This is a genomic window from Ralstonia soli, from assembly GCF_023955655.1.
Lineage (GTDB): Bacteria > Pseudomonadota > Gammaproteobacteria > Burkholderiales > Burkholderiaceae > Ralstonia > Ralstonia soli.
This window is the reverse complement of record NZ_JAMXHT010000005.1, coordinates 470,792-484,090: the sequence shown is the minus strand read 5'-3', so window position 1 is coordinate 484,090 and position 13,299 is coordinate 470,792. Positions and strand designations below refer to the sequence as shown.

Sequence of the window (13,299 nt, the reverse complement as noted above, 5' to 3'; positions counted from 1 at the left end):
ATGACAAGAGGCACTCAAGCCCTCCGTACCTCGTTGCTCGCGCTGGCTGCATGCGCGCTCGTCACCGCGTGTGCGGTCGGCCCCGACTACAAGCGCCCCGACGCAGCGGTGCCGCAGCAATACAAGGAAGCCGGCGACTGGAAGGTCGCCAACCCCAACGACGCCATCTCCCGCGGCAAGTGGTGGGAGATCTTCAACGACCCGCAGTTGAACGCACTGGAAGAACAGGTGGCCGCTGCCAACCAGAACATCCTGGTAGCCGAGGCGCAGTACCGCCAGGCACAGGCGCTGGTGCAATCGGCGCGGGCAGCGTTCTTCCCGACGCTGGGTGCCAATGCGTCGGCCACGCGCAGCCGCTCGGTGCGCACCACGGTGAACCCGGACGGCAGCCTGTCGACCGGCAACCCGAGCCTGCTCAACTCGCAGAACCTATCGCTCGATGCGAGCTGGGAGCTGGACCTGTGGGGCCGCATCCGCCGATCGGTGGAGTCCAACCAGGCCAGTGCGCAAGCCAGCGCCGGCGATCTGGCCTCTGCCCTGCTCTCGGCACAGGCGACGCTGGCGCAGAATTATTTTCAATTGCGTGTCACGGATACCCAGAAGGCCGTACTGCAGCGCACCGTCGACAACTACGAGCGCTTCCTGAAACTCACGCAAAACCAGTACGCCGTGGGCGTGGCACAGCGCTCCGACGTGCTGACCGCGCAGACGCAGCTCAGGCAATCGCAAGCGCTGCTGCTGGATACCGAAGTCACGCGCGCGCAGTTGGAACACGCGATTGCGGTGCTGATCGGCAAGCCGCCGTCGGAGTTCTCGCTGGCAGCCTCCGGCGCGTCGAACGTAGATGAATTGCCGGCCCTGCCCGCCATTCCGCTGCAAGTGCCCTCGGCCGTGCTGGAGCGCCGCCCCGACATTGCCGCTGCCGAGCGCCGCATGGCCGCTGCCAATGCGCAGATCGGCGTGGCCAAGGCTGCGTACTTCCCGACGCTCACGCTGGGGGCGTCGGCCGGGCTGGCTGCCAACACGCTCTCGCGCCTGGCGACGCTGCCAAGCCGGGTCTGGTCGATCGGCCCGACGCTGGCCGCGACGCTGTTTGACGGTGGCGCCCGTGCAGCCGCGGTCGATAAGGCCGGCGCCGCCTACGATGCGTCGGTGGCCACGTACCGGCAAACCGTGCTCGGTGCCTTCCAGGACGTTGAAGACAACTTGGCCGCCGTGCGCTGGCAGAGCCAGGAGTTTGAAGTGCAGGCCGATGCCGTGAAGGCTGCGCAAGAGGCCGCACAACTCGACCTGAACCGCTACCGCGCCGGCACGGTAAGCTTCCTGGAAGTCATCACCGCACAGGCTACCGCCTACAACGCCGAACGCACGCTGCTCACGCTGCAGGGCAAGCAGTACTCTGCGGCGGTCCTGCTGGTCAAGGCGCTCGGCGGCGGCTGGCACGGCGAGGTGCCGGTGGTCGGCAAGGCCGCGCTGCAGCCGGCGTCCGCACCTGCCGCGCAGTAGTTTTCTCCTCCGTTGCCGATGGCCGAATACGTTTCGCCATCGGCAATATCCCCTTGTCCGTAAGCGCGCACGCAGTCGGGTAGTTCACCCTATAATCGTCAGAATTTGTTTCAGGCTGCCCCGATCACCCCGGCAGGCTGCGCAGCGGCAGGCGCGTAAATTGCGTCACCCGATGCCCTGCAAGCCGCCCCGGTGCCATCCCGACCGTCTGTTTGCCTGCCGCCATGTTCCGCCGCGCGCGTGGTTGGCCGATGCTGTTGCCGTGATGCACGCGCGCCGCTCAACTGATTCTGCTTCCGCTCTGATGACCCGATCCGCGCTTCCCCGCTCCGCCAAGCTGCTGGCCACCGCCCTGGGCGCCGCCACGCTGTTCGCCGCCCTGCCCGCGCAGGCTGACCCGTCCGTGCGCGCCATCTACGGCAAGGACAACAAACACGGCATCGAGAAATACGGCGTCGACCTGGATTTCGACTCGGGCTACCACTGGGGCAACCCGGAAGGCTGGTTCGTCAACCTGGACTGGGAGCTCGCGCTCGGCCAATGGCGCTCGACGAAGGGCACCAACCGCCAGAACCTGACCGAGTTCGGCGTGACGCCGCTGTTCCGCATTGAAAAGCGCGGCAGCTCGTGGGTCCCGTTCGTGGAAGTGGGCATCGGGCCGCGCCTGCTGTCGCACACCCGCACGTCGGATGAGCACAACTTCAGCACTGCCTTCCAATTCTCCGACATGGTCGGCGTGGGCGTGGCCTTTGGCAGCAAGCAGCAGTTCCAGGTCGGCTATCGCTTCGAGCACCTGTCGAACGCGTCGATCAAGCGCCCGAACCCCGGGACGGATCTGAACGAGCTGTACCTGCGGTACACGTTCTGAGCCATTGCGCGCCTCGTGTAGGCTTATTGGATTGCCGGACTGGTTGGAGAACGTGAGCCAAGCCACGCCCGACGCCGGCAACCATCTCCGATACGACCGGGCTTGAACCGCGGCGGGATGCGCCGTGCTCAGTCGTTCCCGAGGAGAAAATTCCCGCGCAGATCGAGCTGCTCCCCGCTTTCGCTCTGCGTCTCATCCTTCAGCGCCACACCCGACAAACCGCGGCGATGCGCCTCGGACATCAGGTAGTGCAGCTTGTAAGCGGCCTCCTCATAGCGCAAGCCTTGCGGACGGACATTCGAGATGCAGTTGCGGCTGGCATCGGTCAGGCCGCGCGCAGGCATCCACGTCAGATACAGCCCCATGCTGTCGGGCGAGCTCAGGCCGGGACGCTCACCGATCAGAATCACCACCAGCTTCGCGCCCAGCAGCTCGCCCACTTCGTCGGCCACCGCCACGCGCCCCTGGCGCACGATGACTGGCGGCGCGATCTTCCAGCCTTCCGGGGCGATGCGCCGCTCGACCTCGGCGAGAAAAGGCGCCGCGTTTTGCCCCACTGCCAATGACGACAGGCCATCTGCGATGACGAAGGCGACGTCATAGGGGCGTGCCTGCGCTGCAGCTGCGAATGGCGCGGCGAGCATCTGCGCGCGCGATTCGTCGGACAGGCGCCGCCCAAGATCGGGCCTCTGCAGGTAGGTGAGCCGGTCTGGCGCGGCGCTGTGCACCTGCATCACCGCATCCGCCGTGCAGATGCCATGCTCCTGCAACTGCAGCTTCAGACCCTCAACATCCAGGGCAAGATGCACGGCGTCGCGCGCCTGTGCGTGCGCGAGCTGGAAGGCCAGTTGCGGCTGCGTGGGCAAGCTCACTCCGGCACGCCCCAAGGCGATGCGCGCGGCGGTAAAGCGGCGCAGCGCCTCCCACGGATTGTCGGTCACCGGGTTGGCGGCTTGGCCGGGCCGGCCCGCCTTGTCGCCCTTTTCGCGCTTTTTTATCCTGTCCATGACTCAGTGCAACCGCAGCAACGCGTCGCGAAAACCGGGCGGTGTGCTGGCATGCAGGCGGAACTGCCCCTCCCCCCCGACAGTGTTGAAGATCTGCATGTTGCGCAGCCACGTCTCGAACTCCGGCGCCGGGCGCGAGCCCAGTACACGGCGCGCATACAGCGCATCGTGAAAGGACGTGGTCTGGTAGTTGAGCATGATGTCGTCTGAGCCCGGGATGCCCATGACGAAGGTACAGCCGGCCACGCCCAGCAAGGTCAGCAACACGTCCATGTCGTTCTGGTCGGCCTCTGCGTGGTTGGTGTAGCAGACGTCGCAGCCCATGGGCAGGCCCAGCAGCTTGGCGCAGAAATGGTCTTCCAGCCCGGCGCGGATGATCTGCTTGCCGTCGTAGAGGTATTCGGGGCCAATGAAGCCGACCACGGTGTTCACCAGCAAGGGCTTGAACTGCCGCGCCACCGCGTAGGCGCGTGCCTCGCAGGTCTGCTGGTCCATGCCATGGTGGGCGTTGGCCGACAGTGCGCTGCCCTGGCCCGTTTCGAAGTACATGACGTTGTCGCCGACGGTGCCACGCTTGAGCGACAGCGCCGCCTCGCGCGCCTCACCCAGAATGGCGAGGTCGATGCCGAAGCCGCGGTTGGCGGCCTCGGTACCGGCGATGGATTGGAAGACCAAATCCACCGGTGCGCCGCGCTCGATGGCGGCGATGGTATTGGTGACGTGGGTCAGCACGCACGACTGCGTGGGAATCTCGTAGCGGGCGATGACATCGGCCATCATGCTCACCAGCTTCATCACCTGCGGCACGTTGTCGGTGGCCGGATTGATGCCGATGACCGCATCGCCGTTGCCGTACAGAAGGCCATCGAGCATGCTGGCGGCGATGCCGCTGGCGTCGTCGGTCGGGTGGTTGGGCTGCAATCGCGTGGACAGCCGCCCCGGCAAGCCGATGGTGTTCCGGAACGCGCTGACCACGCGGCATTTCTTGCCCACCAGGATCAGGTCTTGGTTGCGCATGATCTTGGAGACGGCCGCCGCCATCTCCGGCGTGATGCCCGGCGCGACGGCAGCCAGCACTGCACTATCGGTATCGTCGGCCAGCAGCCAGTTGCGAAAGTCACCGACCGTCAGGTGCGAGATGGACGCGAAGGCGGCGCGGTCATGGGTGTCGATGATGAGGCGCGTGATCTCGTCGTCTTCATAGGGAACCAGCGGCTCCTCGATGAAGGTCTTCAGCGGCAACTCGGCCAGCGCCATCTGTGCCACCGCACGCTCTTCCGCGTTGACCGCGGCCACGCCAGCCAGCATGTCGCCCGAACGCGCCGGCGACGCTTTGGCCATCAGCTCCTTCAGGTCGCGAAAAGCGTAGCTGGCGCTGCCAACGCGGTGCTTGAACCTGTGTCCCGGCATGCTCGTTCTCCGTCGTCTTCAACGCGGTCCGGCAGGCTGGCCGCCGGACCGTGCACCCTCAGGTGGTCAGCAATTGCGGTGCCGTCTTTCCGTACTTGATGCTGGTCTCCACCGGCAACCAGTTGCCGGTCGACTCCTGGCGCCCCTGCAACAGGAAGCGCGGCTTGGACGAAGGGATCTGCTCAGCCGCCAGTTTGGACAGCTCGCCGATCTTGCCGCTCTTCATGCGATTGACGATCAAACCGTACTGCGTCTCTGGGAAGTCGCGCAGCATGTCGTAATCGCCGTCGCTGTCGCCAGCCACGAACAGCGGGCCATAGCCCTTCTTCGCCACAAGTTCCTGCTTGATTGCGACCGACTTGCCTGGGCCCCAGGTCAGCGGCCAGTCCTTCAAGTAGGCGTTGCGGTAGACCCCGCCGTTGCGCTCCAGGCGCAGGCCGATGATGTTCTCGCGCGTCACGTTGTAGCCATACTTGGGATGGGTGGCGAACACCGCCACTACATCTTCCAGTGACGCGGTGCAGACATAGACGTCGATGCCGTTGCTGCGCAGCGTATCCATCATGCCACCGATCTCCGTGCACAGCCGGATGCCATGGAAATGTGTGACGCTGACCACTCCGGCCTTGCCCGGACAGTCGGCCGGGCTGGTGTATTTGACCTTGTTCAGCGCCGCGCCCAGTGCAGCATCGTTCGAGGCCTCGGCCAACGCGCTGACCTCAGCCTCGCTCATGTTGGCGAAGAAGTAGATCACCCAGGGGTAGCCGACATTCACGCCGTGGGTGTCGTTGACCGCCTCATACAGGTAGTAGAGCTTGGCGCGGAAGTCCTGGAACTCAACCGTGGCGGTGATCTGCTCCAGCGGCTTGCTGCCGGCCATGCCCTTGTAGTTGGCGTGCAGGAAGGCGTAGTCGGCATCCAGGTCGGCGCAGATCGAATCAAGGTCGACCACGTTGCCGGCGGCGTTCTTGAAGTCCTTGCTGAACGGGCCCGGCGGCACGTTCTGGCGGATGATGGCGGAGAACTCGGGCGGCGTGAGCTTGAAGGACAGCGTGTTGATCTGATACATCAACAACGCCTCCTCGCAGTCGTTCATGATGCTGGTGTTGTCCCAGTCGAACACGGCGTAGGGGCGCTTGCCCGCCTTGTAGCCAGGCGCTGTGTTGCCATGCGCGGCGATCATCTGCGCCACCATCTGGTGATTGCGCGGCGCCCACTTGGCACGGTCCAGGCCGATGGCTGTATCGACGGTCGCGTTCTTTGCGGCGGCATGGCCCATTGCGGGTGCCAGCGCACCACCGGCTGCGGCCGCGAGCAGCCCGCCCAGAAAGCCCCGGCGCGCCACTCCACCGGCACCGGCTTGCGGCATGTCGTGAATGTCCTGCACGGCAGGCATCTTGTCGCTGTTGTTCATGATGATCGCTCTCGTTGCGTGGGTGGATTGCGTCAGTTGGGAAAGAAACCATTCAGCGGCCGGAGACCGCGCCCACCGCCGCATCGCTCTCGGCGCGGCGGCGCGCGGTCGCCAGGAACCAGGCATAACCCAGCGCCAGCAAGGCCAGGAAGATGCCGAAGATCAGCGGGTTGTAGTAGATCATCGTGGCCATGCACACCAACGCCCCGAACAGCGCGAAGGCCGGGAAGTACGGGTACAGCGGCGCACGGAACGGACGCGCCAGACCGGCCTCGGCACGGCGCAGCTTGAACAGGCTCAGCATCGAGAGGATGTACATCAGAATGGCGCCGAACACCGACATGGTGACGATGTTGGCCGTCAGCGTCTGGCCGCCGATGGTGATCAGCTCGTCGCTGTAGATGGCGGCGATACCGACAATGCCGCCGGCAATGATGGCGCGGTGTGGCGTCTTGAAACGCGGATGGACCCGAGCAAAATACGTCGGCAGATAGCCTTCCCGGGCCAGGGCGAAGATCTGGCGCGAGTAGCCGAGGATGATGCCGTGAAAGGACGCCACCAGCCCGAACAGACCCAGCCACACCAGCATGTGGAGCCAGTTGCTATTGGCGCCGACGATCAGCTTCATGGCCTGCGGCAGCGGGTCGTTGATGTTGGACAGTTTGGTCCAGTCGCCCGCGCCGCCGGCAAACAGCATCACGCCGACGGCCAGCACGACCAACGTCAGAATGCCGGTGATGTAAGCGACAGGAATCGACCGCTTCGGATCCTTCGCCTCCTCCGCCGCCATCGCCACACCTTCGATGGCGAGAAAGAACCAGATCGCGAACGGGATCGCGGCGAACATGCCGGGCACCGCCGCCAGGCTGAAGCTGTCGCTGCCCGACCAGCCGCCCTTGGTGAAATTCGCCAGCGAGAAGCCGGGCGAGACCACACCCATGAACACCAGCAGCTCGAAGATCGCCAGCAGTGTCACGCACAGCTCGAACGTGGCGGCGATCTGCACGCCAACAATGTTGAGCGTCATGAACACCAGGTAGGCGCCCAGCGCGGCCAGTTTGAGATCGAGGGCGGGAAACTGCACGTTGAGGTAGGCGCCGATGGCCAGCGCAATCGCCGGGGGCGCAAACACGAACTCGATCAGCGTGGCCGCGCCGGCGAGATAGCCGCCCACCGGGCCGAACGCGCGCTTGCTGTAGGCGAACGGGCCGCCTGCATGCGGAATGGAGGTCGTCAGTTCCGTGAAGCTGAAGATGAACGTGGTGTACATCGCCGCGATGAACAACGCGGTGACCGTGAAGCCGAGCGTACCGGCGCTGGCCCAGCCGTAACTCCAGCCGAAGTATTCGCCCGAAATCACCAGGCCCACTGCGATTCCCCAAAGCTGCAGGGTATTCAAAACCGGCTTCAAGACGTGGTCATGGCCGGATGAGCTGGCATCCATGGGGCTCTCCTATTGGCGCGATATGCATGTGCCGCACGCTGCGGCGCTGATGGCCTGAACGCAGGTTCAAAGCCTGCGGGCATAGCGCTTGCATGAGAAGAGACAAGCGCCGCGCCATCGGCACAAATATAAGCACCGTGGTCTTGGCGGCGTTATTGAAATTCGGCAAACCTGTCATGGGCCCAGCCGCAGCGCATCACCGGGAGTCACTCACATGTCCGAGGCCCAACTGCTCCAAACCGCAACAGCCCGCTCCCCCGCGCGCGCAAACCTGGCACAGCCGCACACAAAACGGGCACTGCGCACCGTCGTCGCGCACGATGTTGATGAACACGCCCACAACCTGACCAACTGGGAGCAGCGCTACGACCAGATTGCCTGCGGCGCCTTTGAAGGCGTGCTGGACGAATGGCAGAGCGCGGGCGTGCAGATCTTCCGTGAAAGCACCAGCCGCGCCATCCGCCAGTCCTGCCGGGTATGGTCCGACGCACTCTGGTTCGGCATCGAAGCCTACGCGGCGGGCATGCGCATCAACGGTCGCCAAGTGGGCGCCGATGCGGTGATGACGCGTCCGGGTGGCGGCGAGTTCGAACTGGTCACGCCCGACCGGCACCAGATCTACGGCATCGTTGTGCAGCGCGACGCGCTGTTGGCTACCGCCACCCGTCTGGGTTGCGAAGTGGATTGGAGCAAACTCGGCCAGGCCGAATTGCTGAATGTCGAACACGATGCATTGGACACCTGCCGCCGCCATATCGGCGACCTGCTGCAGTTGGCCGGCGACATGCAGGACATCCCGGGCAACGCGGCGCTGCAGTTGCGCCAGGAAGCGGTGCTGGTGTCGCTGCTGGCGCTGCTGGACAGCAGCGAGATCGAAGCCGAGGCCAGCGCCAACTTCCAGCGCCGGGTCCGCATCGTCAACGACGCGTGTGAGTATGCGATGGCACAGCAGCAATGCCCGGTCACTGTGCCGATGCTGTGCGAAGCCGTACATGTCAGCCGACGCACGCTGCAATACTGCTTCGAAGATGTGCTGGGCATCAGCCCCATGGCGTACCTGCGCGCGCTGCGCCTGAACGGCGTGCGGCGCGCGCTATGCGAAGGCAACGGCAGGCGAGCCATCGGCGACATTGCGGCGGCCTGGGGCTTCGTCAACTTCAGCCAGTTCTCCTGCGACTACAAGAAGCTCTTCGGTGAAACGCCTTCAGCCGCAGTACGGGCGAGGATGCGCTGCTGACGCCAGAAACTTGCCGGCCCTTTGTCTTTTCTGCTGCCCAGCGCTCGCCGCTTCTCGTCGCGGCTCCGCCTGGAAAAATCCGAAAGCGAAGCCGCCAACCCCACAGCGCCTAGGGCGCCAGAGCGCTGCGCAACTCCTTCTGCGCAAGCAGCTGGTTCAGGATCACCGTCACCACGATGTTGGCCGCGAGGCACGAACTCCCGTTACCACCGCTGACGCTGGGCATCGTCACGCTGCGCGACAATCCGCTGTCGCTCGCGGCAACGCAACTGGCCGCGTTATTCCGGGATGCGCTGCTGCGCTGGGATGGCGCACCGGGCTAGCTGTGGCGCGAGCCTACGGCAGCTCAGAACTGGATCGATGCATGTCCGATGCCTTCAAACTCCACGGTCACAAGGTCACCGGCTGACGCGGGGAGAATCCCCACCCACGTGCCGGTCGTGACCACACTGCCCGCTTCAATACGGCGGCCACCACGCGTTGCGTGCCTGAGCCAGGCGACGAGTCCGTAGGCGGGGTCGCCCAGTGCATGGGTTCCGCGGCGCTCGATGCGCTCACCCCCGATCGTGACGCGGCAGGATTGTGCATCCCAATCCCGCGCTTCAAACGGGCACCAGGCGCCAAGCACGAGCGCGCCGTGCGATTGCAGATCGGCAAGCTTGAGCAGGTTGGGCGCATCGACGTATTGCTGCCAGCGCGAATCGACCACCTCGATGGACACCGCCATCGCGTCGACGAGCGCCGTTGCCCCAGGGCCATCCAGCGCAGCCGCCTGTGCGGCATCGACGGAATCACCGAGCCGCAGCGCGATCTCGGCTTCGATGCCCCGCCACGTGAAGAGCCAATCCTGCGCGTGCGCCGGGCTGCTCCACACGCCGGCGAGTGGCAGTTCCGCGTGGGTTGGCGTGGCTTGCCGCGACGGCCCGCCGGATTTCCAGTAACTGACGCCCGGCGCCTGCCAGCCCAGTTGCTTGGCAACAGCCGCCTGCACGGCATAGGCGTCTTCCTGCGTGACGAGCGTGTCGGCAAAGGCTTGCGCGTCGGCGCATGCATGCTCGCGCCGTGCGCGGATCAACGCCTGTGCTACCGATTCAATCGGGTTCGCGCTCATGCGGATACGGCTCCTTGAAAACGGGTTGGGATGATGCAATCAGAGTCAAAGCAGGCGCAATGTCGACCGCCCTACGGACGGTCGACTGCGGCTTGTTATGGTGAACCAAGAGGACAGGGTGTTCTGTAAAAACCAGATCAGGAGCCGCTTACACCAACGGCCTGACGGTCGGCAGCCACCTCTGGCCGGTCGTCATCCGCCGTCTCGCCCATGGGTCGGCCGAACGTCTCCGGCGCGAACTGCACGGCCAGCGCAAAGACCGCGTACATCGCAGCCAGCATGCTGAACATGCCGCCCACGCCGTAGGTCTCGAACACGCGTCCGCTGACCAGCGGTGTGAGCGCACCAGCCAGCGTGCCCAGCGCCAGGATCAGAGATGTGCCAAACGCGCGCACGTCCGTTGGATATTGCTCGGGTGCGAAGATCCAGATCGAGGTATTGAGCAGCACGACACAGAACGTGAAGCACGCGCCAAACAGCAGCACCAGCCCCACGTTGTACGTCAGAAAGCCGAAGCTCAGGCCTGCCGCACAGGCCAGCACGGCACCGAGCGTCAACACGCGTTTGCGGGGAAAGTGGAAGCCGCAATACGACGCGGCGATGGCGCCGAAGAGGCTACCGCTTTGCATCACCATGGTGAACAGCAGGCTTTTGGAAATGGTGTACCCCTGCGACGTCAGGATGGTCGGCATCAGCGTCAGCACCGAGATCTGCGCGCCGTAGGTCATCCAGACCGCCACCCCGAGCGCAGCGGTGCGTCGGCCCAACCGCCCGCGAAAGACATCGCGCAAGCGCACTGCGGGGCGATGCGCCTCTGTGCGCAGCGATGTCTTGACGTACTGCTTGGCCGGACCCGCGTGTTTGCCGAGCCGTCCCGACGCCAGCGAGTTGAGGACGTCGTTTGCGTCATCCACGCGGCCCTTGGAGAGCAGGAACCGCGGCGTCTCCGGAATGAACCGGCGATAGAAGACGACAAACACTGCCGGCGCCACCAGGCAGCCGAACAGCCAGCGCCAGTTGTCGGGGCCAGGGAACATGGCGAACACCGCCAGGCCGAATGCGGGGGCGAGCATGTTGCCGAACCCGCCGCTGCCGACGCTTACCAGCCCAACCGCGGTGCCGCGGAACCGGGTTGAGCACAACTCGGCGAGCATCGTGACGGCAATGGAGATCTCGCCGCCCAGACCGATGCCCACAATGAACCGGCCCGTTGCCAGGACCCCATAGTTGGGCGCCAGCGCGCAGATGATGGCGCCCAGCGTGAACAGCAGCAGATTGGCGTTGAGCATCGTGCGCCGGCCGTAGTGATCGGCGATCCAACCCGAGCCGATACGGCCGAGCGCTGCGGCACTGAAGGTCAGCGTATTCAGGAAGGCGATCTGCGGCACCGAAATGCCCCACTGCTGCCGCAGGAGCGGGCCGACCAGGCCGACGGCATTCTGCTCGAACACATCGAACATCACCCCCAGCATGATCAGGAAGATGATCTTCTTGTGAGAGGCCGTTACGCCAATCTCGTCCAAAGCCCGATCCAGCTCATGCTGCCCAGGTGAGCTCGACGACTGAACTGCAGCTTCTGCACCCATTTGCGTTCCTCCGCACTTGCTGTCGTTGTGATGTACCCGCAAACCTGACTTCGAAAACCGTGAACCGTGAACCGCGCCGTACCCCTCCCCCGCGGGCCAGCGCTATGCCGCCACGGTCGCGCGAGGCGGCCGGCGCGCTTGCAGCGCCTGCTCGGCTGCATAGGCAAACCGCAGCAGCATGGGCTCAGAAAATGGACGGCCAAAGAGTTCCAGCCCGACCGGCACGCCCAGGGGCGCATCGTCATCGGGCGAGGAGAAGCCCGCCGGAATCACGATGGCCGGGAAGCCGGTGGCAGAAGCGAGCACGCCGTTGCGCTCGGACTGCGGCTCGCCGATGCGCGCGACCAGGCGACGCTGGTGTGGGTAGACCAGCGCATCAAGCCGATGCGCGGCCATCAATCCCAGCAGCCGTTGTCGCAGGGCTTCCTGGCGTTGCAAGCGCTCGCGGTAGGCAGCTTCGTCGTGGGCCAGTGCCACGGCGGTCTTCAGCGTGCCGGCCACGCTCGGGTGGGCGTTGCCGTGGGCGATGATGTCTGCCATGGAACGCACCGCCACGGTGGACGGACAACGCGCCAGATACGCATCGAGATCGCGCTGCATTTCGTAGTGATGCGCCAGCACCTCGGCGATCAGCACGTCGGGGTCGATGGGGTCGTCGATGTCGATCAGCGCTGCGCCTTGCGCTTCGATCACAGCCAGCGCCTGCCGCATGACATCGTTGACGGGCGCATGCACGTCCGCGCTGCCGAAGAAGGAGCGCAGCACGCCGATGCGCGCACCGTTGAGCCCATCGGCATCGAGCGCCTGGGTGTAGCTCGTTGGAAGATGCGAGGCGCCTTGGCTGGTGATGGGATCGGCCGAGTCATGGCCCGCCATCACGTCGAGCATGACGGCGGCATCGGCCACCGTGCGCGTGATCGGCCCGATGGTGTCTTGCGTCAGCCCGCACGGGATGAGCCCTGCCCGGCTGATCAACCCCATGCTCGGGCGCAGGCCCACCAGGTTGTTGGCCGAAGCCGGCGAGCGGATCGAGTTGATGCCGTCTGTCCCCACGCCGAGCAGGCCGAAGTTGGCAGCGATGCCGGCGGCAGTGCCTCCGCTGGAGCCTCCGGGCGTTCGCGTCAGATCGTAGGGGTTCAGGGTCTGGCCCTGGATTGAGCTGACCGTCTCGCCGCCGGAGGCCAGCTCGTGCAGGTTGGTCTTGGCCAGCACGATGGCGCCGGCCTCGCGCAGGCGGCGCACGACGAAGGCGTCGTCTGTGGCGAGGTTGCCTTTCAGGCAGACCGACCCCGCGGTCGCTTCCATGCCCGCGCACTCGATGTTGTCCTTCACCAGCACGGGAACGCCGAACAGCGGCGGCAGTGGATAGGTGGGCTTGGCAGCCAGCCATGCATCGGCAAGCGCTGCCTCGGTCAGTGCATGCGGGTTGAGCGCGAGAATGCTGTTGATGCGCGGGCCATCACGGTCCAATGCGGAGATGCGGTCCACGTACCCGTGCACCAGTTGTTGCACCGTCAGCGTGCCGCTGCGCAGCGCGGCATGAATGGCCGAGACGGTGGCGTCCGTCACATCGAACTGCGCTCGGTCAGGCTGTGCGGAGGCGGTGGATTTCAATGCTGCGTCCATCAGTGTGTTCCGTGCGCCGCGCATGGCGGCGTGGGTCTTTGGGCGTACCGGCAAGCCGTGCGCAGGCGCGGCTCGCCGTTGGCCGGTGAC

General features: G+C 65.3%; 11 protein-coding genes. 4 read left to right on the top strand and 7 right to left on the bottom strand.

The genetic code is table 11. The features are described from left to right. Positions 1-1,506, top strand: a complete 1,506-nt coding sequence (locus tag NG900_RS15365) for an efflux transporter outer membrane subunit (RefSeq protein ID WP_252681907.1) — start codon at positions 1-3, stop codon at positions 1,504-1,506. Between the two features lie 304 nt (positions 1,507-1,810). Then, positions 1,811-2,374 (top strand): acyloxyacyl hydrolase, encoded by a 564-nt coding sequence (locus tag NG900_RS15360; RefSeq protein ID WP_252681905.1) that lies wholly within the window; start codon positions 1,811-1,813, stop codon positions 2,372-2,374. A gap of 128 nt (positions 2,375-2,502) precedes the next feature. On the opposite strand, the gene eutC is transcribed toward NG900_RS15360, so the two are convergent. The 4 genes from eutC to eat form a co-directional block, all read right to left on the bottom strand. Further along, positions 2,503-3,381 (bottom strand): ethanolamine ammonia-lyase subunit EutC, encoded by an 879-nt coding sequence (gene eutC / locus NG900_RS15355; RefSeq protein WP_252681903.1) that lies wholly within the window; start codon positions 3,379-3,381, stop codon positions 2,503-2,505. Positions 3,382-3,384: 3 nt separating this feature from the next. Further along, the gene (locus NG900_RS15350; RefSeq protein WP_252681901.1) at positions 3,385-4,791 is read right to left on the bottom strand and encodes an ethanolamine ammonia-lyase subunit EutB; all 1,407 of its coding nucleotides are present in this window, start codon (positions 4,789-4,791) and stop codon (positions 3,385-3,387) included. Positions 4,792-4,849: 58 nt separating this feature from the next. Further along, positions 4,850-6,160 (bottom strand): HAD family hydrolase, encoded by a 1,311-nt coding sequence (locus NG900_RS15345; protein ID WP_252682175.1) that lies wholly within the window; start codon positions 6,158-6,160, stop codon positions 4,850-4,852. Positions 6,161-6,257: 97 nt separating this feature from the next. After that, on the bottom strand, positions 6,258-7,649 hold the full coding sequence (gene eat, locus NG900_RS15340) for an ethanolamine permease (protein WP_252681899.1): 1,392 nt from the start codon (positions 7,647-7,649) through the stop codon (positions 6,258-6,260). A 214-nt stretch (positions 7,650-7,863) separates the two neighbouring features. On the opposite strand from eat, the gene NG900_RS15335 reads away from it, so the two are divergent. After that, positions 7,864-8,886 carry a helix-turn-helix domain-containing protein gene (locus tag NG900_RS15335; RefSeq protein ID WP_252681897.1) on the top strand — a complete coding sequence of 341 codons (1,023 nt, stop codon included), beginning with the start codon at positions 7,864-7,866 and terminating at the stop codon, positions 8,884-8,886. 176 nt (positions 8,887-9,062) lie between these two features. Beyond that, entirely contained in the window at positions 9,063-9,209 is a 147-nt protein-coding gene (locus NG900_RS15330) for a hypothetical protein (RefSeq protein WP_252681894.1), read from the top strand. Positions 9,210-9,232: 23 nt separating this feature from the next. Here the strand turns inward: NG900_RS15330 and NG900_RS15325 are convergent, their stop codons facing one another. The 3 genes from NG900_RS15325 to NG900_RS15315 all read right to left on the bottom strand — a co-directional run bounded on the left by NG900_RS15325 (position 9,233) and on the right by NG900_RS15315 (position 13,209). Further along, positions 9,233-9,997, bottom strand: coding sequence for a fumarylacetoacetate hydrolase family protein (locus tag NG900_RS15325; protein WP_252681892.1), 765 nt, complete (start codon positions 9,995-9,997; stop codon positions 9,233-9,235). Between the two features lie 137 nt (positions 9,998-10,134). Further along, positions 10,135-11,583 (bottom strand): MFS transporter, encoded by a 1,449-nt coding sequence (locus tag NG900_RS15320; RefSeq protein WP_252681890.1) that lies wholly within the window; start codon positions 11,581-11,583, stop codon positions 10,135-10,137. A 102-nt stretch (positions 11,584-11,685) separates the two neighbouring features. After that, positions 11,686-13,209: an amidase family protein gene (locus tag NG900_RS15315; RefSeq protein ID WP_252681888.1), complete on the bottom strand. Its 1,524-nt coding sequence runs from the start codon at positions 13,207-13,209 to the stop codon at positions 11,686-11,688. Positions 13,210-13,299: the final 90 nt, after the last annotated feature.